Source organism: Curtobacterium sp. PvP017 (assembly GCF_054060195.1).
The window spans coordinates 74,287-94,085 of sequence record NZ_JBSSCY010000005.1; the positions used below are offsets into that span (position 1 = coordinate 74,287).

At 71.1% G+C, this 19,799-nt stretch carries 19 protein-coding genes; 14 read left to right on the forward strand and 5 right to left on the reverse strand.

The annotated features are described in order from the left end of the window. Positions 1–49: 49 nt before the first annotated feature. From ACVKXF_RS11370 to ACVKXF_RS11400, 7 genes are read left to right on the forward strand one after another with little or no spacing between them, the layout of a single operon-like run. Entirely contained in the window at positions 50–1,636 is a 1,587-nt protein-coding gene (locus ACVKXF_RS11370; protein ID WP_260233107.1) for a peptide ABC transporter substrate-binding protein, read from the forward strand. Positions 1,637–1,647: 11 nt separating this feature from the next. Beyond that, complete coding sequence (locus tag ACVKXF_RS11375) at positions 1,648–3,042, forward strand: M14 family zinc carboxypeptidase (RefSeq protein ID WP_456795771.1); 1,395 nt, start codon at positions 1,648–1,650, stop codon at positions 3,040–3,042. Beyond that, entirely contained in the window at positions 3,042–3,983 is a 942-nt protein-coding gene (locus ACVKXF_RS11380; protein WP_123313443.1) for an ABC transporter permease, read from the forward strand. Before ACVKXF_RS11375 ends, ACVKXF_RS11380 begins: the two co-directional genes overlap by 1 nt. After that, on the forward strand, positions 3,980–4,870 hold the full coding sequence (locus tag ACVKXF_RS11385) for an ABC transporter permease (protein WP_123313444.1): 891 nt from the start codon (positions 3,980–3,982) through the stop codon (positions 4,868–4,870). Before ACVKXF_RS11380 ends, ACVKXF_RS11385 begins: the two co-directional genes overlap by 4 nt. 41 nt (positions 4,871–4,911) lie before the next feature. Beyond that, positions 4,912–6,321, forward strand: coding sequence for a serine hydrolase (locus tag ACVKXF_RS11390; protein ID WP_456795772.1), 1,410 nt, complete (start codon positions 4,912–4,914; stop codon positions 6,319–6,321). Beyond that, on the forward strand, positions 6,318–6,884 hold the full coding sequence (locus ACVKXF_RS11395) for a GbsR/MarR family transcriptional regulator (RefSeq protein WP_123313646.1): 567 nt from the start codon (positions 6,318–6,320) through the stop codon (positions 6,882–6,884). Before ACVKXF_RS11390 ends, ACVKXF_RS11395 begins: the two co-directional genes overlap by 4 nt. Continuing rightward, positions 6,881–8,533 (forward strand): dipeptide ABC transporter ATP-binding protein, encoded by a 1,653-nt coding sequence (locus ACVKXF_RS11400; RefSeq protein ID WP_456795773.1) that lies wholly within the window; start codon positions 6,881–6,883, stop codon positions 8,531–8,533. The genes ACVKXF_RS11395 and ACVKXF_RS11400 overlap by 4 nt, the downstream gene beginning before the upstream one ends. 66 nt (positions 8,534–8,599) lie before the next feature. On the opposite strand, the gene ACVKXF_RS11405 is transcribed toward ACVKXF_RS11400, so the two are convergent. Both ACVKXF_RS11405 and ACVKXF_RS11410 read right to left on the reverse strand, forming a co-directional pair. Beyond that, positions 8,600–9,181 (reverse strand): hypothetical protein, encoded by a 582-nt coding sequence (locus ACVKXF_RS11405; protein ID WP_456795774.1) that lies wholly within the window; start codon positions 9,179–9,181, stop codon positions 8,600–8,602. 101 nt (positions 9,182–9,282) lie between these two features. After that, entirely contained in the window at positions 9,283–10,125 is an 843-nt protein-coding gene (locus ACVKXF_RS11410; protein ID WP_456795775.1) for a helix-turn-helix domain-containing protein, read from the reverse strand. Between the two features lie 133 nt (positions 10,126–10,258). On the opposite strand from ACVKXF_RS11410, the gene ACVKXF_RS11415 reads away from it, so the two are divergent. The 3 genes from ACVKXF_RS11415 to ACVKXF_RS11425 are packed head-to-tail and all read left to right on the forward strand — an operon-like array spanning position 10,259 to position 13,394. Continuing rightward, positions 10,259–11,815: a sensor histidine kinase gene (locus ACVKXF_RS11415; protein WP_340196147.1), complete on the forward strand. Its 1,557-nt coding sequence runs from the start codon at positions 10,259–10,261 to the stop codon at positions 11,813–11,815. A 39-nt stretch (positions 11,816–11,854) separates the two neighbouring features. Beyond that, positions 11,855–12,517: a response regulator transcription factor gene (locus ACVKXF_RS11420; protein ID WP_111084503.1), complete on the forward strand. Its 663-nt coding sequence runs from the start codon at positions 11,855–11,857 to the stop codon at positions 12,515–12,517. A gap of 13 nt (positions 12,518–12,530) precedes the next feature. Beyond that, positions 12,531–13,394: an EamA family transporter gene (locus tag ACVKXF_RS11425; RefSeq protein ID WP_456795776.1), complete on the forward strand. Its 864-nt coding sequence runs from the start codon at positions 12,531–12,533 to the stop codon at positions 13,392–13,394. A gap of 8 nt (positions 13,395–13,402) precedes the next feature. On the opposite strand, the gene ACVKXF_RS11430 is transcribed toward ACVKXF_RS11425, so the two are convergent. The 3 genes from ACVKXF_RS11430 to ACVKXF_RS11440 form a co-directional block, all read right to left on the reverse strand. Then, a complete protein-coding gene (locus ACVKXF_RS11430; RefSeq protein WP_159572741.1) occupies positions 13,403–13,555 on the reverse strand; it encodes a hypothetical protein in 153 nt (50 codons plus the stop codon). 102 nt (positions 13,556–13,657) lie between these two features. After that, positions 13,658–13,990: a hypothetical protein gene (locus ACVKXF_RS11435; protein ID WP_123293983.1), complete on the reverse strand. Its 333-nt coding sequence runs from the start codon at positions 13,988–13,990 to the stop codon at positions 13,658–13,660. Positions 13,991–14,096: 106 nt separating this feature from the next. Continuing rightward, positions 14,097–15,128 (reverse strand): LacI family DNA-binding transcriptional regulator, encoded by a 1,032-nt coding sequence (locus ACVKXF_RS11440; protein WP_456795777.1) that lies wholly within the window; start codon positions 15,126–15,128, stop codon positions 14,097–14,099. Positions 15,129–15,243: 115 nt separating this feature from the next. On the opposite strand from ACVKXF_RS11440, the gene ACVKXF_RS11445 reads away from it, so the two are divergent. Genes ACVKXF_RS11445 through ACVKXF_RS11460 form a run of 4 tightly spaced genes read left to right on the forward strand, consistent with a single transcriptional unit; the run spans position 15,244 to position 19,776 of the window. Beyond that, positions 15,244–16,536, forward strand: coding sequence for an ABC transporter substrate-binding protein (locus ACVKXF_RS11445; protein ID WP_456795778.1), 1,293 nt, complete (start codon positions 15,244–15,246; stop codon positions 16,534–16,536). Beyond that, positions 16,536–17,414: a carbohydrate ABC transporter permease gene (locus ACVKXF_RS11450; RefSeq protein WP_123673340.1), complete on the forward strand. Its 879-nt coding sequence runs from the start codon at positions 16,536–16,538 to the stop codon at positions 17,412–17,414. The genes ACVKXF_RS11445 and ACVKXF_RS11450 overlap by 1 nt, the downstream gene beginning before the upstream one ends. Then, positions 17,411–18,394, forward strand: a complete 984-nt coding sequence (locus ACVKXF_RS11455) for a carbohydrate ABC transporter permease (protein ID WP_456795779.1) — start codon at positions 17,411–17,413, stop codon at positions 18,392–18,394. Before ACVKXF_RS11450 ends, ACVKXF_RS11455 begins: the two co-directional genes overlap by 4 nt. Further along, entirely contained in the window at positions 18,394–19,776 is a 1,383-nt protein-coding gene (locus ACVKXF_RS11460; protein ID WP_456795780.1) for a glycoside hydrolase 5 family protein, read from the forward strand. The genes ACVKXF_RS11455 and ACVKXF_RS11460 overlap by 1 nt, the downstream gene beginning before the upstream one ends. Positions 19,777–19,799 lie beyond the last annotated feature (23 nt).

A 19,799-nucleotide genomic window follows, 5' to 3' on the forward strand; every position in this document is an offset into this window, starting at 1 on the left:
CTGCTGCGGGCCTAGCTTCACTCATCAACGACGACCCGGAGGAGACCCCATGCGACGCAGGACCATCGCCACGCTGGCCACGGCGGCCACGCTGGCACTCGTGGTGACCGGCTGTTCGGCGAGCGGCACGGCCGACTCCGACGGCGGATCCAGCCTGGTGTACGCCACCGGCGAGCCCGACCACCTCACGCCCGGACGGCAGACCGTCGCGTTCGACCAGGTGCAGAGCCTGTTCGCGCCGCTGACGCAGACCGATGCGAAGGGCGAGCTCCACGACGTCGCCGCGAAGAGCGTCGAGAGCGACGACGCCACCACGTGGACCATCACGCTCCGGGACGGCTGGACGTTCCAGAACGGCGAGGCCGTCACCCCGGAGAGCTACGTGACGGCGTGGAACCACGTCGCCTACGGACCCAACGCGTGGGAGAACAGCGGCCAGCTCGCCGCGATCGTCGGCTACACGGACCTCAACCCGGCGAAGGGCACCCCGAAGACGAAGGAGATGTCGGGGCTGAAGGTCACCGGCAAGGACACCTTCACGGTGACGCTCACCCACGCGGACAGCCAGTTCCCGCTGCAGCTCAGCCAGGCCCAGACGGCGTTCTACCCGATGCCGTCGGCCGCGTACGACGATCTCAAGGCGTACGACAAGAAGCCGATCGGCAACGGCCCCTACGAGATGCAGTCGGCGTGGAAGGCGGACAAGGAGTTCACCGTCACCGCGTGGAAGGACTACGAGGGCACGAAGCCGGTCACGAAGGACGTCACGTTCCGGAGCTACTCCGACATGAACACCGCCTACACCGACGTCCTCGCGGGCAACGCCGACGTGCTGTTCCTGCCGACCGACAAGATGACCAGCGCGGAGGCCGACTTCGGCGACCGCCTGCACTCCTTCGACGCCCCCGGCATCGACTACCTCGGGTTCCCGCTCTGGGACGACCGGTACTCCGACCCCGACGTCCGACGCGCGATCTCGATGTCGATCGACCGCGACGAGGTGAACACCGCCATCTACGGCGGCCTGTACGAACCCGCCACCGCGCTCACGCCGCCGTCGATGTCCGGCACGGAAGAGGGCATCTGCGGCGAGGCGTGCGAGTTCGACCCCGCCGCGGCGAAGAAGCTCCTCGCGAAGTCCGGCGGCTTCGACGGCACGATCACGCTCGTCTACCCCGGCGGCAGCGGCCTCGACTCGCTCTACGAGGCGTACGCCAACCAGATCCGGCAGAACCTCGGCGTCGACACCGTCGCGAAGGCCACCACCGACTGGGCCTCGTACTACTCCGAGCTGACGGACAAGAAGGTCGCCGGCCCGCACTTCGGCCACTGGGGCGCGCTGTACATCAGCCAGCAGAACACCCTCCGCGCCCTGTTCACCACGGCCGGCGGCTGCGCACCCTGCACCGGGTACTACCAGTCCGACACCGTGGACGCCCTGCTCGCGAAGGCCGACTCGGCCGGGTCGCAGGACGAGGCGAACGAGTACTACACGAAGACGCAGGAGGCCGTGCTCGAGGACTTCCCCGTCGTCCCGACCTTCTTCGACAAGTACTCGTACGTCACGAGCGACAAGGTCACGAAGCTCCCCGCGGTCGCCGGCAGCCCGGTCGTCGCACAGATCGCCGTGAAGTAGGGCACCACCACATGGACCAGCGCACCATCCTCCGCCTGGCGGCCGAGGTCCCCGACCGCGACGGCTTCCCGCTCGTCGACGACCTGCACGCCCGGTTCGACGCACTCGCCGCGGCGCACCCGGACCGGGTCACGGTCACCCGGATCGGCACCAGCCGCCTCGGCGAACCGCTGCACTCCTACCGGATCGGCACCGGGTCGCACGCCGCCGTCGTGGTCGGCGGCGTGCACCCGAACGAACCGATCGGCTCGTGGACGGCCCTGCACCTCGCCGAGACGATGACCACCGACGACGAGGCCCGTGCGCTCGACGTCACCTGGCACATCGTCCCGACGATCGACCCGGACGGCATGCGGCTCAACGAGGCCTGGTTCCACGACCCGCACGACCGGGTGTTCTACTCGCGGCACTTCTACCGCCCGGCCCCGGACAGCCAGGTGGAGTGGACGTTCCCGAACAGCTACCGGTCGGTGTACTTCGACCAGGTGCTGCCCGAGACGCTCGCGTTCATGCGGCTCATCGACGACACCGAGCCGGACCTGCTCGTGAGCCTGCACAACGGCGAGATGGGCGGGGTCTACTACTACCTGTCCGAGGACCTGCCCGACGTCGTCGACACCCTGCACGCGGTACCGGCCGCGCTCGGGCTGCCGCTCGACACCGGGGAGCCCGAGTCGCCGTTCCTGCGCGAACTCGCCCCCGCGGTGTTCGCGATGGACGGGATCGAGACCGCGTACGACTACCTCGAAGGACTCGGGGTCGACCCGGGCGAGCACATCCACGGGGCGTCGAGCGCGGCATGGGCGATGCGGCACGGGGCGCTGTGCATGGTCGCCGAACTGCCTTACTGGAGCCACCCGGACGCCGACGACCAGACCCCGACCGACGAGTCGTACGCCGACCTGCTCCGGCGCTGCTCCGCCGAGCTCGGTGCCTCGGGGGAGGAACTCCAGCAGCTCCTCGACGAGGCGTCGCCGATGCTGTCGATCGAGTCGCCGTTCCTCGAGGCGTCGCGCGCCTTCGTGCCGATGCTCGTCAGCACGGCCGACACCGACCGCCGTCGCGCCGACCGCGAGCCGGCCGAGCGGATGGCCACGGTCGCGGAGCGTTTCGGCTGCGAGGACCTGGTCCGCTGCTTCCGACTGCGCTACGGCGGCATGCTGCTCCGTGCGGTCGAGGCGGAGACCACCGCCGGCACGGCGTCCGCGCCGCTCCGGCGCCTGTGCGACCGCCTGGTGGAGCGGTACGCGCGCTGGCAGGCGGACGCGTCCACGGACGCCCAGCCGATCCCGGTGCGGAAACTGGTGGGGGTGCAGTACGGGGCGATCCTCGCCTGCGCGGCGCACGTGGCGGACCCGACCCGCGCCTCCCGTCCGGTGTCGGCGGCCGTGTCGGGAGGCGCGTGATGCGTCCGACGCTCGCCGTCGGTCGCCGGCTCGGCGGCCTGGCCATCGTGTTCCTCGGGGTGACGTTCCTCATCTACGCGATGACCTTCGCGCTGCCCGGCGACCCGATCAAGGCGCTCGGCGGCGAGCGTCCGCTCAGCGACGCGGTCGTCCGCACGCTCCGCGCCGAGTACCACCTGGACCAGCCGCTCTGGCTGCAGTACGTGCAGTACCTCGGCGGGCTGTTCCGCGGCGACTTCGGCACCGACTTCAACGGGCAGTCCGTCGGCGAGCAGATGGCCTCGCGGTGGCCCGTCACGATCACCCTGGCGCTCACCGCCTGGGCCCTCGAGATCGTGCTGGGCATCGGGCTCGGGGTGCTCTCCGCCCTGAAGCGCGGCACCGCCCTCGACAAGACGGTCCTGGTCGGCACCATCGTCGTCGGCGCGATCCCCGTGTTCGTCCTCGGGGTCGCCTTGCAGCTGGTGTTCTCGGTGCGGCTGCACTGGTTCCCGGTCGCCGGCGTCACCGCGGGCTGGCCGACGGCGTACATCCTGCCGGCGTTCGTCATCGCGCTGTTCGGCCTCGCCGCGGTGTCCCGGCTCACCCGCACCTCGATGATCGAGACGCTCGACGCCGACTACGTCCGCACCGCACGGGCCAAGGGGCTCGCGCCCGGTCGGATCGTCGGCGTGCACGTGATGCGGAACTCGCTCATCCCCACCGCCACCTACCTGGCGACCGACCTCGGGTACCTGATGGGCGGCACCGTGATCATCGAGGGCATCTTCAACCTGCCCGGCGTCGGCAACCTGCTGTTCCAGGGCATCCGGTCGCACGAAGGCGCGGTCGTCGTCGGCATCTCGACCGCGCTCATCCTGGTGTTCCTCGTCACGAGCGTGCTCGTCGACCTGCTGCACGCCGCCCTCGACCCACGCGTCCGGACCGGAGCAGCCGCATGACCACCTCAGCGCTCAGCGCCACCGTCGAACCCGTCGTCGGCGGTCGCCGCCGGCCCCTGCTGGCCGCGGCCCGGACTCCCGGCTTCTGGGTGCCCGCCTCGGTCCTGGTCGTCGTGCTGCTCGTCGCGTCGTTCCCGCAGCTGTTCGCCGGACTGTTCGGCCACGGCGACCCCCGGGTGTGCGACCTCGGGCAGAGCGGCGCCTCGCCGACCGGCGGACACCCGTTCGGCTTCGACCTGCAGGGCTGCGACGTGTACGCCAACGTCGTGTACGGCACCCGGTCGTCGATCGCCGTCGCGGTGCTCACCACCGTGCTCGCCGGCATGGTCGCCGTCGTCGTCGGGACGATCGCGGGCATGGTCGGCGGTTGGGTCGACGCCGTGCTCGCCCGCCTGACCGACGTGTTCCTCGGCTTCCCGTTCCTGCTCGGCGCCGTCGTGGTGCTCAACAGCGTGGGGGAGCGCTCGGTGCTCACCGTGTCGCTCGTGCTCGCACTGTTCGGGTGGCCGACGATGGCCCGGCTCGTGCGGTCGAGCGTTCGCAGCGTGCGGAACGCCGAGTTCGTGCTCGCCGCCCGCACGATGGGGTTGTCCACCTGGCGGATCACCACCCGGTACGTCCTGCCGTCGTCGATCTCGCCGCTGCTCGTGCTCGCGACGATCACCGTCGGCGGCGTCATCGTGTCCGAGTCGTCACTGACCTACCTCGGCATCGGGCTCGAGAGCCCCGCGATCTCGTGGGGACTGCAGCTCTCCGCCGCGACCTCGCAGTTCCTCCGCGCCCCGCACATGCTCATCGCACCGGCGACGTTCCTCGCCGTCACCGTGCTCTCCGTCATCGCGCTCGGCGACACGCTGCGTGCCGCGCTCGACCCGCGTCGGCGCTGACACGCCAGACTCGCTGCAGAACCGTTCTCGAAAGGACCACCGTGACCGACACCCTCTCCGCGTACCGGAAGACCCTGCCCTACATCCACGAGTGGGTGTCGTACAAGGTCTGGCAGCTGCGGGTGCCCGGCGTGCAGGTCGCCATCGGGTTCGGCGGCGAGGTGCTGTTCGACGAGGCCTGGGGCTACGCCGACGTCGAGGCCGGGCGTCGCCTGACCACCACCGACCTGTTCCGCATCGCCTCGCACTCGAAGACCTTCACCGCGACGGCCCTGCTCCAGCTCGCCGAGCGCGGGTCACTCCGGCTCGACGACACCGTCGGCACGTACATCCCCGCTCTGGTCGACGGCGGCTCCCCGCTCGCCGACGCCACGATCCGGGAGCTCATGGAGATGGGCGCCGGGGTCATCCGCGACGGCCACGACGGCGACTACTGGTCGCTCCTGCGGCCGTTCCCCGACGAGCAGGAGCTGCTGGCACTCGTGCTCGACCGCGGTCAGAAGGTCCCCACCGGGTCGTCCTTCAACTACTCGAACCTCGGCTACTCCCTGCTCGGACTCGTCATCGCCGCGGTCTCCGGCCGGTCCTACAACGACTTCGTCCGCGAGTCGATCACCGAACCCCTGGGACTCCGCAACACCGGCCCGGACTGGGACCCCACCCGCGCCGACGACTTCGTGGTCGGGTACACCGGGTTCCACACCGCGCGGCGCCGGCAGCGCATCGACCACGTGGACACCCGCGCGATGGCCGCCGCCACCGGGTTCCACGGCACCGCCTCCGACCTGGTCAGGTACTTCTCGCAGCACGTCATCGGGCACGGCAGCCTGCTCGACGACCACTCGAAGCGGCTCGCACAGCGCAAGGCCTGGAGCGCCACCGACGACCCGGCCGCCCGCGGGTACGGCGCCGGCTTCATCGTCGACCGCATCGGAGGCCGTGAGGTCCGCGGCCACTCCGGCGGGTTCCCCGGGCACATCACGCAGTCGCTGTTCGACCCGGCATCGGGCCTCGTCGTCTCCGTGCTGACGAGCGCTGCCGCCGGACCCGCCACCCTCATCGCCACCGCCGTCGTGCAGATGCTCGACGCCGCGGCGGACGCGTCCGCACCCGGCACCCCCGTGCCCGACGACGTCGACACCGCTGCGTACACCGGCCGTTTCGCCAACCCGTGGGGCGTCAGCGACATCGCCCGCATCGGCGACCGGCTCGTCGAGGTCGACCCGTCCGGACCCGAACCGCTCGACACCCCCACCCGGCTCGAGGTCGTCGACGCGGACAGGCTCCGGATGACGCACGGCAACCGCTTCGGTTCGATCGACGAGGACATCACCTTCACGCGCGACGCCGACGGTACCGTCCGGTCGATCCGCGCCGGTGGCGGCATGACCGAGGAACCGTGGACGATCCCGACCGAGTCGCCCGAGGTCGCGGCGGGGCTGGCACCGTGAGCGGCGTCGACGGTCGGGAGGACGGTGTCGGGCACGACGACGTCGTGCTCGAACCCGAGCGGCAGGCGTTCGTCGAGGAGTTCGCCCTGATGCTCAACGACGGTGCCGGCATGCCCCTCACCGACGCCCGCGTGCTCGGCTACCTCATGATGACCCGCGCGCCGCACTCGTCCTCCGCCGACCTGCAGGACGCCCTCGGCGCCAGCTCGGGCTCGGTGTCGATGGCCACGCGACGGCTCGTCGACTCCGGGTTCGTGAAGCGCCACATCGTCGCCGGCGAACGCAGCCACTACTTCCGCGCCGAGGCGGACGTCTGGGGTTCCTGGCTCGCGAGCGAGCGGAAGTACCTCGACCGGCAGCGCGACATCATCGGCCGCGGACTCACCGTCGTCGAGGCCGCGGGCCGCACCGGCGAGGGCGACGTCGACGCCGAGGTCCGCGAGCGCCTGCTCAACGGCCGCGACTACATGCAGTGGCTGCAGGGGTACCACCGCAAGATGCTCGAGGAGTGGGAGGCGTTCAAGGCCGCCCGCGACCACACCGACCGTTCGGAGACCCCATGACCGACGTCCTGACCGTCGACCACCTGTCCGTGACCTTCGACGTCGACGGCGCCGAGGTCCGCGCGGTCGACGACGCCTCGTTCACCGTCGGCCGCGGCGAGGTCGTCGCCGTCGTCGGGGAGTCCGGGTCGGGCAAGAGCATGACCGCGATGACGGCGATGGGGATAGCCCCCGACGGCGCGCGCGCCTCCGGCAGCATCCGGCTCGGCGACCTCGAGGTCATCGGCTCCGACGAGCGCACCCTGCGCGGGGTCCGCGGCCGCAGCGTGTCGATGGTCTTCCAGGACCCGTCGGCCGCGCTCAACCCGGTGTTCACGGTCGGGTTCCAGCTGGCCGAGGCCGTCCGCCGCGCCGACGCCTCGCACGACCGCGCCGCCGTCCGCGAACGATCGCTCGAACTCCTGCGCGCCGTCGAGGTGCCGGAGCCCGAACGCCGGCTCGGCCAGTACCCGCACGAGCTCTCCGGCGGACAGGCGCAGCGCGTGATGATCGCGATGGCGCTCGCCGCCGACCCCGACCTGCTCATCGCCGACGAGCCGACGACCGCACTCGACGTCACGGTGCAGGCCGAGGTGCTCGACGTCCTGCGTGCGCTGCGGGAACGCACCGGCACCGCGATCCTCCTCATCACCCACGACATGGGCGTCGTCGCCGACATCGCCGACCGCGTGGTCGTCATGCGCCGCGGTCGCGTCGTCGAGACGGGCACCGTCGCCGCGGTCTTCGCCGCGCCGTCCGCCGACTACACCCGCGACCTGCTCGCTGCGGTCCCACGCATGGGCACCGGGTCCGGCCAGGAGGCCCGGGTCGACCCCGTCTCGGAGGCCCCCTCGGTCGTCCTCGACGTCCGGCACCTCGTGGTCGAGTACGGCGGTGCGCTGCGCGGGCGGTTCCGCGCGGTCGACGACGTGTCCTTCACGGTCGGTCGCGGTGAGATCGTCGGACTCGTGGGGGAGTCCGGCAGCGGCAAGACCACCATCGGCCGCGCCGCCGTGGGACTCGCACCGATCACGTCCGGATCGGTCGTCGTCGAGGGCACCGACGTGGCGGTCGCCCGGCGAGCAGCTCGTCGCGAGATGCGGCGACACGTCGGTGTGGTCTTCCAGAACCCGCTCCGGTCGCTCAACCCGCGGTACACGGTCGGACAGACCGTCGCCGAGCCGCTCCGGCAGGTCCTGCGCCTGCCGTCGGCGCAGATCGACGAACGGGTGGACCGGCTGCTCGCCGACGTCGGCCTGGACGGCGGGTACCGCGAGCGCTTCCCGCACGAGCTCTCCGGCGGGCAACGGCAGCGCGTCGCGATCGCCCGCGCGGTCGCGCTCGACCCCGCACTGCTCATCGCCGACGAGCCGACGAGTGCCCTCGACGTCTCGGTGCAGGCGCGGGTGCTCGACGTCTTCCGGGAACTGCAGGAGCGCCTGGGCTTCGCGTGCCTGTTCGTCACGCACGACCTGGCCGTGGTCGACACGCTGTGCGACCGGGTCGTCGTGCTGCACGGCGGGAAGGTCGCCGAGCAGGGGACCCGCGACGCCATCCTCCGGTCGCCGCAGGACCCCTACACGCGCCGGCTCATCCAGGCCGCGCCGGTACCCGACCCGGCCGAGCAGGCCGTCCGCCGATCCGAGCGCCTGGCGGCACGGGTCGGCTGAGGGGCACTCGCAGGCTCGGCGCCGCTGCGGGGTCAGCGCAGCTGCGGGGTCGGCGTCCGTGTGGCGTCAGCGCACCTCGGCTGAGACCCACAGGGCGTTCGCGCCCCGACCGACCGGACGCAGGAGCGGGACGGCGACGAGCACCGTCGCCGCCAGGTACGCCACGGTCTGCAGCAGCCCCGGGACGGCCAGCACGATGCCCAGCGCCTCCTGTGGGGTCGCCAGGATCAGCACCGTGTTCGACAGGAGCGCCGCGACGAACCACAGGGACGCCGCCACGGTGACGACCCAGCCGAAGGCCCGCTGCACGCTGTCCTCGTTCCGGACGGTCAGCACGCCGAACGCCACGAGTGCGCCCTGCGCGACCACGAGGAGCACTTCGGTGGCCCAGCCCGGCGCCGGCCACAGGAGCGCGAACGCCAGGACCGACACCGCGAACGCGAGCGCCCGGCGGTCCCGAGCGCGCACCGCTGCGACGAGCACGACCGCAGCTGCCAGCCCGGCGAGCGCCGTGGCGACGAGGAGCAGCCCGTTCGGCAGGTCCCACGACGCGAGCCAGATCGTCCCCACCAGTCCGCGCGCCCCGAACACGACCGCTGCGACGACTGCCGCGGCCGAGACCACCCGAACCCCCGTGATGTTCTGCATGCCCGCACACTACGCGCACCCAGTACGGCAGGGAAAGCACGTTCTGGCCGGGCCGCTGACGGTCCTGGTTCGCGAACCGCGGGATCCGTGAACCAGAACCGTCAGATCGGCCGAGGGATGTCGGTGTCCGGTGCGTGGACCCGCTGCAGCGCGCGCCGCATGGAGGCGGTGGTGCTGAAGCCGAAGCGTGCAGCGACCTCGGCGGGACGGTCACCCCGGGTGAGTGCACTCCGGACACCGAGGCTCCGGAACCACCGCCCGAGCTGGGCCGGCGTGCAGCCCGTTGTCTCCAAGCACCGACGCTCGAGGGTGCGCGTAGACATGCGGACGCCGTCGAGCAGGTCCGCGGTCGAGTGTCCGCCCGCCGGTTCGAAGAGCCGGTCGAGGACCCTCGCCAGACTGTTGTCGCGCAGCAAGGGTGGTGGGTTGTCGTGGAGCACGGTCGTGACCACGAGTCGCGCGAGCGCATCCTGCTGCACGCCGTGCCACCGGCCGCCGTCGAGGTGACCGACGTGACGCAGCGCCAGCACGACGTCCGCCGACGGGAAGCCCGCGGGCTGCGTGGTGGCGATCGGCGGGAGCGCGAGGGCCTCGGCAGCGAGTGGCCCGAGCGACGCGGATCCGACGACGACGCCGGTGTCGGCGAACAGGGCCTCGTGCGGGAAGTCGTACGAAGAAGCAGTACGAGGCGGGCCGTGCCGTTCAGGGTCGGAGCCGATCGACATCGTCGGGTGCTGCTCGACCAGTGCGGCTCCACCCGCCTCGACGAACACGAGCGTGTCGTCGTGACGGACCCAGACCGGCCGGCGCAGGGACGCGACCCAGGCATGCGTGCCGCCCGGATCGGGATCGAGCGTCCAGAGGTCGTCGTCCGAACGGATCTCCTGGCCGGAGCCGACCTCGAGGCCGACGGCGTCGATCAGTGCTCGGAGTGCGTCGCCCATCGCCAAGAGCATGTCCGGCGGGCCGTCCCGCGACGATCGACCTCGGGCGATCTGTGGAGAGGGGGGATAACCCCACCCGGGGTGGGGAGGGGGCAGGATGGGGGAACGGCCCCGTGATCGCGAGGCTGGAGTCATGACCGACACCGACCGCCTCGACCAGGCGCGAACCGTCCCGCTGGACGACGTCACGCCCTCGCCCGACCAGGCCCAGACCGTCCCGCTGGGCGACTCCGTCCCACCTGGAGCCACCAAGCCGATGCCGCAGTACCCACGACAGCACGACCAGCAGACGCCGCCGGCGTCGTGGGGCGCGACCCCGCCGAACGGATCGGCACCCGTCGGTGGCCACGGCCGCGGTCCGGGTTCCGGCATGACCGCCGGTGCGTTCTACCGCGAGTCCTGGAAGCGCCTGCCGCGCGACTTCGGCTACATGGCCCTGACGGCCGTGCTGCTGTGCACCCTGTACGTCGCGTTCCCCGCAGCGATCTTCGGTGGCGGGTTCCGCGACCTGTTCAACCCGTTCGTGCTGCTGATGTTCTTCATCGCGCTGTTCGTGGCGCGGTGGCTCGGACAGTTCGAGAAGCTCCGCATCGGATGGGCAGACCGGCGTCCGATCCGGCCGGTGGACTGGACGCCCCGCTGGCAGCAGAACTGGTGGACCCGCACGGGGTCCGCGGTCGCCAACCCGCACTACTGGCTCTACCTGCTGCACGCAGCGGTCGTGTACCCGCTCGTCGCCCTGGTGACCGTCGGCGCCGGAGCGATCCTGCTCGCTGGGTTCCTCTGGCCGATCGCCGTCGGCGGGTTGTTCCTGCTCAACAACGTCCGGTCCGGGTACTTCCCGGACGGCATCGGGTTCGCCACGGGCATCGGGTTCCTCGGGCTGCTGTCGATGGCGGCCTCGGTCGTGCTGTTCCCGCTGTGGGCCCGCGGCTCGGTCATCGCGCACTACTGGGTGGACTTCGGCCTGCTCGGCGGGTTCCGTGCGGAGCAGCTCGAGCAGCGCGTCGCCGGACTGCAGGCATCCCGTGCCGGTGCGGTGACCGCCGAGGGACAGGCCCTGCGCCAGATCGAGCGCGACCTGCACGACGGCCCCCAGCAGCGCCTGGTGCGGCTCCGGATGGACCTGTCCGCCGCCGAGCGCGCGTTCGACAAGGACCCGCAGAAGGCGAAGCAGCTGATCGGCGAGGCATCGGAGCACGCGCAGGACGCCCTCGACGAACTGCGTGCGCTGTCCCGCGGGTTCGCCCCGCCGATCCTGCTCGACCGCGGGCTCGTGGCGGCCCTCGAGGCGCTCGTCGCCCGCACCCCGATCCCGGTCGGCCTCGACGTCCGTCTGCCCGAGGGCCTCGAGCTCGCGACGGAGATCCAGCGCAACGTGTACTTCACGGTGAGCGAGCTCCTGACGAACACCATGAAGCACGCCGGTGCGACGACCGCCGGGGTGTACCTCGGGCTCGTGGTCGACGCCTCCGGGCTCTGGTACCTGACCGTCAGCGTCACCGACGACGGCCGTGGTGGCGCCCGACCCCAGCAGGGCCACGGCATCGAGGGCCTGATCGGCCGGATGCGCGCGCTCGACGGCGACCTGGTCGTCGCGAGCCCCGAGGGCGGACCCACCGAGGCCACGGCCCGGATCCCGCTCGGTGCCCTGAACGGCGTCCCCACGACGGCGAACCCGCGGTCGTGACCCCACGGGAGCGCCCGCGCTCCCACTAGGCTGGTCGGCATGACAGACGGCCCGGATGCAGCACGCATCCGGGCCGTCGTCGTCGACGACGCCGTCCTGCTGCGCGAGGGCTTGGCCCGCGTGCTCGACGAAGCCGGCATCGACGTCATCGGGCAGTACGCCGACGCCCGCGCGTTCCTCGCGACGCTGCCCGACGGCGCTCCCGACGTCGTGGTCATGGACGTCCGGATGCCGCCGACCTTCACCGACGAAGGCGTCCGCGCGGCCGTCGAGACCCGCCGGATCGCCCCGCGCACCGGCGTGCTCCTGCTCTCGCAGTACGTCGAGGCCACCTACGCCGAAGACGTCCTCGCCGCCGGCGCGACGGGCATCGGCTACCTGCTCAAGGACCGCGTCACCCGGCTCGAGGAAATCGACGACGCCGTGCGCCGGATCGCGGCCGGCGGCACCGTGCTCGACCCCGAGGTCGTCACGCAGTTGATGAGCCGTCGGCGCGACCCCCTCGCCGCGCTCACCCCTCGTGAACGCGACGTGCTCGGCCTGATGGCCGAGGGGCGCACGAACGCAGCCATCGCCCGCGCGCTCGTCATCGGCACCGGCGCCGTCGAGAAGCACGTCTCGAGCATCTTCGGCAAGCTCGCGCTCGAGGACACCGGCGAGGACCACCGCCGCGTCCTCGCCGTGCTCGCCTACCTCGGATGACCCGGGCGCGCGGATGAACCAGGCCCGCGGCACCGATCGGGTCCCGGCTCCGCTGCTCGCCCTCACCGCGATGGTGTCCGTCCAGCTCGGCGCCGCGATCGCGAAGACCCACTTCGACGACGTCGGCGCGGTCGGGGCCGCGGCGCTCCGGCTCGTCATCGGCGCGGTGGTGCTCGCCCTGGTCGTCCGTCCCCGCGTCCGGCACTGGACCCGCGCGCAGTGGGTCGGCGCCGTCGGTCTCGGGCTGGCGCTCGGTGGGATGAACGTCTTCATCTACCTGGCGTTCGCGAGCATCCCGATCGGGGTCGCGGTGACGATCGAGTTCCTCGGCCCGCTCGCCCTGTCCCTCGTGCACACCCGACGCTGGCGGGACGCGCTCTGGGCTGTCCTGGCGCTCGCCGGCGTCGTGCTGCTCGGGGTCGGCCCGAGCGCCGTGACCGAGGTCGGCGGGGTCGTCTGGGCCGTGCTCGCGGCGGCGTGCTGGGCGGGCTACATCGTGATGAACCGGCACGTCGGCGCGGCGATCCCCGGGGTCGACGGCCTGGTGGTGTCGATGGTGGTCGCGATGCTCGTGTCGCTGCCGTTCGGGCTCCCGTCCGCGGTGGACGGCGTGGTCCGCGAACCCGTGCTCCTGCTGGTCTTCGGCGCGGTCGCGGTGTTGTCGAGCGTGCTGCCCTACGCCCTCGAGATGGCGGCGTTGCGGCGGATGCCGACGCGGGTGTTCGGCGTCCTGCAGAGCCTCGGCCCGGCGATCGCGGCGCTGGCCGGCCTCGTGGTGCTCAGTGAGGGGCTGTCGGTGCTGGAGACGGTGGCGCTGGTGTGCGTCACCGCTGCGAGCGTCGGCGTCACGCTCTCGGCGCGCCGCCGACGCCGCTGAACGACCGTCTACTCGTCGCCGAGGAAGTCGGCGTACGTGGGTTCCGTGTGCTCGCCCGACAGCAGAGCGGGGTCGTTGACCCGGGCCTCGACGTAGGCGCTGATGACCTCGGGCGGGGTGAGCACGTGGGCGACCCAGGACGGCACCGCGGTGTTCTTCATGGTGCCTCCTCGTTCCGGAGCGGCACTCGAACGAATGCCTCGATCAGTGAGTTACTTGCCGAACCGGTGTTCGCTAAACCATCCTCGGGGTGCGACCGGAAGTCAACGCGCTGCGTTCTGCGGACTCCGCATCGCGCGTTCCGCCTGGTCGGCACGCAGGGTGCGGTGCTTCACGGCCGACCGCCACACCCACGCGTCCGCCTGCTGTCCGAACTGCGCCCACTCGACCATGACGGCGTCACGGGTCCAGCTCTTCGCGAAGGCCTTCACCCGGACGTGGAAGGTCGGGAACTGGATCCACGCCCAGACCGGCACGGGGGTGACGGCGTGGCAGACGTCGGGCCCGCGGGCGTCCTCGGACAGCGAGTAGGCGCGCGGACGTTCGACCTCCGGGTGTTCCGGGGGCTGCCACCGGTTCTCGCGACGCCGTCCCACGACGGTATTCGAACGTGTGTTCGAACGGGAGTCAAGTCCGCCGCGTGCCGTGGACCTCGGTCGGACGCCCGCTGGGCGTGTCGCGGCGGAGCGACGGTGCGGCGTCTCAGGACCCGGCGCGCGCCGTCGACTCCCGGACGCTCAGTGTCAGCGGTGGCCCGGGGCGTGACGGCAGCGGCGCGTCGGCGTCGATCTGTGCGCGCAGGAGCGTCGCCGCCCGCTGCCCGAGCTCAACGGTGTCGCGGGTCAGCGAGGTGATGGACGGCCGGACCAGCTGGATCATCGCTGAGTCGTCGAACGACACGATCGAGACGTCGGTCGGCACGGCGACGCCCATCTCGCTCGCGACCCCGAGCCCGGCGACCGCCAGGACGTCGTTGTCGTAGACGATCGCCGTCGGTCGGCTGCTGCGGGACAGCAGCGTGCGGGTCGCACTCGCACCGGCCTCGGCCGAGTAGTCGGTCGGGATCGACACCGCGTCGGCGAGCCCCTCGGCCGCGGCGAACGCCCGGACGCGTCCGATCCGCATGGCGGTGTGCTCGAACTCGGGGCGCCCGGCGACGTGCGCGATCCGCCGGTGCCCGAGCGCGTGCAGGTACCGCAGGACCGTGTCGGTCGCGTCGCCGTCGTCGATCCACACGCTCGGCGCGGAGCCCTCGGGCGAGGGGTGGGACCCGACGACGACCGTGGGCATGCCGAGTTCGGCGAGCAGGGTCAACCGGTCGTCGTCGCGCCGCGGGTCGATGACGACCACCCCGTCGACGCGGTGCCCACGCCACCACGCCCGGTAGGTCTCGAGTTCCTCGGCGGCGTCGCGCGCCACGAGCAGGTTCATCCCGACGTGGGTGCCGGCGAGTCCGAGCTGGATGCCGGAGATCAGGTCGCCGAAGAACGACTCGGTGCCGAGGGTGCGGGCCGGCCGGTTCAGCACGAAGCCGATCGAGCCGGCCTTGGCGCCGCCGAGTGCGCGGGCTGCGGTGTGCGGTTGCCAGTCGAGTTCGCGGGCGATCGCGCGCACGCGAGCACGGGTCTCGTCGGACACGCCGGGGCGGTCGTTCAGGGCGAACGAGACCGCGCTGACGGACACGCCGGCACGCGCGGCGATGTCGGAGATCGTCGTTCGACGGTTCGCGGCCATGGGCTTGACTATAGCGTTTTAGTCCTTCATAGTCACTGCCACAAGCGGGTTCAGGGACAGGAACTGAACCGGTTCAGCACGCTGACGAAGCAGGATGACGAGGGAGTCAGACGCCATGAGGACCACCACACGTGCGACGAGGAGCCGTGCTGCGGCGCTGCTCGCAGGAGCTGCCGCCACGGCGCTCGTCCTGACCGGCTGCTCGGGCGGCAGCACCGCGGCCGACAACGGCGGCGGGGAGATCAGCGGGTCGATCACGCTGCAGACGTGGGCGCTCACGCCGACGTACACGGACTACCTGAACGGGGTGATCGCCGACTTCGAGAAGGCCCACCCGGACGCGAAGGTGAAGCTGCAGGACCAGCCGGGCGACGGCTACGCCGACAAGGTGCTCAGCCAGGCGTCGTCGAACTCGTTGCCCGACGTCATCAACCTGCCGCCGGACATCGCCCTGCCGCTCGCCAAGCGCGGGTTCCTGCAGGACGTCGCGAAGGGCGACACCGAGCTCGCGAGCACCTACGTCGCCGGTGCGCTGGACTCGTACGAGTACAAGGGCGTGGACGGCACGTTCGGGTACCCCTGGTACCTCAACACCGACGTCGACTACTGGAACGCGACGATGTTCGCGAAGTGCGGCCTCGATGCGAAGAACCCGCCGAAGACCACCGACGAGCTGTTCACGCAGGCGAAGACCATGCACGAGAACTGCCCGACCGACTACCTGATGAGCCGCAAGCCCGGCCTCGGCGACTTCACCCTGGCCGGCGTGAAGGTCCTCAACGCGGACGGCACGAAGTTCACCTTCGCCGACTCGTCGAAGGCCGCCGACCTGATCGAGCGGTACAAGGACGCGTACCAGGACGGCTACATGCCCTCGAACGTGCTGAACAGCGACTACCTCGGCAACTCGACGCTGTTCACGCAGCAGAAGGTCGCGTGGACCACCGGCGGCGCCACCTCGCTCGCCGACTTCGAGAAGAACAACCCGTCGCTCAAGGGCAAGGTCACCGTCAGCCCCGCACTCGACACCCCGCCGCTGTACGTGCAGGGGCTGTCGGTGTCGGCGAAGTCGAAGCACCTCGCCACGGCTGAGGCGTTCGCGAAGTTCATGACGAACGCGAAGAACCAGGAGGCGTTCGCCCACGAGGTCAACATCTTCCCGTCGACCACGTCGTCGCAGTCCGACCCGTACTTCTCGAAGGACGACGGCACCGTCAACGGTGAGGCCCGTGTCCTGGCGAACGAGGCCCTGAAGACCGCGAAGGTGATCAACCCGGTCGAGGCGAACTCCGCGATGACGGACTTCCTCGACCAGCAGATCGCCCTCGCGATGAAGGGCCAGGTCGCGCCGGAGCAGGCACTGCAGACGGCGCAGACCAAGATGAACAGCCTGCTGGCCAACGGCTGATGCGCGCCAACCGCTGGTTCACGCCCTGGCTGCTCGTCCTGCCGGCCCTCGTCTGGCTCGTCGCGTTCAGCCTCTGGCCGTCGATCAACACCGTCCGGCTGTCGTTCACGAACGCCAGCCCGCTGGGGGGCGTGAGCCAGTGGGTGGGCCTTGCGAACTTCGAGACCCTGCTGGCCGATCCGCAGGTGTGGGAGGCGCTGCTCAACAGCGTCATCTACATGGCGATCTGCCTGCCCCTGCTGACCGTGCTGCCGCTGCTCATCGCGGTGCTCGTCCAGCAGAAGCTCCCGGGGATCGCGTTCTTCCGCACGGCGTTCTACACGCCCGTCATCGCCTCGGCCGTGGTCGTCGGGCTCATCTGGACCTGGATCCTCGACGACCGCGGCGTCATCAACGAGATGGCGCAGGCGCTCGGCGTCGTGCAGGGCAGCGTCCCGTTCCTGACCGACCGGTGGCTGCTGCTCCTCAGCGCCATCAGCCTGACGGTCTGGAAGGGCCTCGGCTACTACATGATCATCTTCCTCGCGGCCCTCGGGAACGTCGGCAAGGACTTGCACGAAGCGGCCGCCCTCGACGGCGCCGGATCGGTGCGACGGTTCTGGTCGGTCACCATGCCGGGGGTCCGCGGCACCATGACGCTCGTCGGGATCCTGGTGTGCGTCTCCGCGCTCCGGGTGTTCAGCGAGCTCTACATCCTCACCAACGGCACCGGTGGACCCGGCGGGCAGGACAACTCGCTCGTCATGCTCATCCAGCAGTACGCCCGCGGTTTCACCGGCAACCTCGGGTACGCGTCCGCCCTGAGCCTCCTGCTCTTCGTCGTGACGCTCATCCCGATGCTCGCCCTCGCGCGGATGAACAGCAAGGCGGACAAGTGACGAACACGACGACCACCGAACCCGCACTGGGCGGGGCGCGCGGTGCAGCCAGCCCGACGCCGGACGTGACCGGCGCGACGGACGCGGGACGGGCCTCCCGACCGAACGGACGAGACGGACGAGACGGACGCAAGCGCCGTCGCGCGGTCTGGGGCGTCATGTCCACCCGCGAGAAAGTGCTGCGCTACGTCCTGCTCATCGTGGTGCTCTTCATCACGATCGGCCCGTTCCTGTGGCAGCTGTCCACATCGCTCAAGGGCGCCGGCGAGGACATCTACACCGCGAACCCGTCCTTCATCCCGACCGAGCCGACCTTCGAGAACTACCTCAAGGTGGCCGCCGCGATCCCGGTCTGGCGGTACATCGGCAACTCGCTGCTCGTCGCCGCGATCGACGTGTTCGGCAACATCGTCTTCGCGACGCTCGCCGGCTTCGCCCTGGCGCGGCTGCAGTGGCGGCACCGCAAGCTCGTCCTCGGGCTGTTCCTCGCCACGCTCGTCCTGCCCGGCGAGGCGACGATCATCTCGCAGTTCGTCACCGTCAAGGACCTCGGCCTCGCCGACAACCTCGTCGGTGTCGCCCTGCCCGGGATGATCGCCGCGCTCAACGTGCTGCTCATGTTCAACGCGTTCCGGCAGATCCCGGAGGAGATCGACCAGGCCGCCGTGATGGACGGCGCGAACGCGATGCAGCGGCTGCGGTACATCTCGCTGCCCGCCGTGCAGGGGACGATCGCCGTCATCGCGATCTTCTCGTTCATCGGGGCGTGGGACGACTTCCTGTGGCCGCTCATCGTGCTGCAGTCGCCGGAGAACCTCACCCTGACCGTCGGGCTGCAGTACCTGCAGGGCACGTTCGCGACCGACCAGCGCATGATCGCCGCCGGCACCATGATCGCGTTCATCCCGATCGCCGTGATCTTCGCCGTCCTGCAGCGCTTCTTCTTCAAGGGCGTCGAAGAGGGCGGTGTGAAGGGCTGATGCGCTTCGGGGTCAACTACACGCCCTCGGTCGGCTGGTTCCACTCGTGGCTCGACTTCTCGCCGTCGGACACCGCCAGGGACCTCGAGGCGATCGCCTCGCTCGGCGCCGACCACGTGCGGATCTTCCCGCTCTGGCCGGTCGTGCAGCCGAACCGGACGCTCATCCGGGCCTCGGCGCTACAGGACGTCGCGACGGTCGTCGACATCGCCGGCTCGTTCGGGCTCGACGTCAACGTCGACGCCCTGCAGGGGCACCTGTCGAGCTTCGACTTCGTGCCCGCGTGGCTGGACAGCTGGCACCGCCGGAACATGTTCACCGACCCGGACGTCGTCGCGTCGACCGCGGCGTACGTCCGGGCGCTCGCCCGAGCGGTCGCGGACAAGCCGAACCTGCTCGGCATCACCATCGGCAACGAGGTGAACCAGTTCGCGCACGCGCCGCACCCCGCGCCGCACGACATCACGGCGGAGCAGGGCCACGCGTGGGCGGCGGCGATGGTCGCGGCGGCGCGTGACGGGCTGTCGGCCGATTCGGCCGGTTCGTCCGGCGGGTCTGGCCTGGAGGCACGGCTCGACCCCGCCACGTCGGCGCCGTCCGGCGCAGGGTCGCGTCCACGGCCGCTGGTCACCGTCGCGCAGTACGACGCCGCGTGGTACGACGACGCCCAGCCCTTCGGTCCGGAGCACGCGGCGGACCACGGTGACGCCACCGTCACGCACTCGTGGGTGTTCAACGGCTCGGCAGCGCTGCACGGCGCACTCGGACCGGGATCGGTGCGGCACGGTGAGTACCTGCTCCAGCTCGCCGCCGCCTGGAACCGCGACCCAGCACGGCCGAACTGGCTGCAAGAAGTGGGAGCGCCCACCAACGTCATCGCCCCGGAGGACGCCGCCTCGTTCACCGAGCAGACCATCCGGCACGTGCTCGGGGCGCAGCAGGTGCTCGGTGTCACGTGGTGGTGCTCGCACGACGTCGCCCGGTCGCTCGCCGACTTCCCGGAGCTCGAGTACGACCTCGGGCTCTTCACCAACGACGGCCGCGTCAAGCCGGCGGGGGAGGCCTTCGCCGCCGTCGCACGGTCAGGCGCCGCCGCCGCTGCTGCGCCGCCGGCCACCGCGCTCGTGCTCGACGACGTGCTGCCCGACGGCTCGGACCGGCACGGGATGCGTGCCGACTGCGCCCCCGGAGGCCGGTTCGCCGCCGCCTGGCTCGCCGTCGCGTCGGCGGAACCGGACGGTCGCGGTCCGCAGGTCGTCCTCCGTTCCCGACTCGGCGACACCGAGATGCTCGCCGCCCGTGGCATCGACCGCTGCGTGGACGTGCCCGCCGACCTCGACTCCACCACCATCCGCGTCGCGCACCCCGCGACCACGCCCTGACCTGCGACAACGCCCCGACCCTG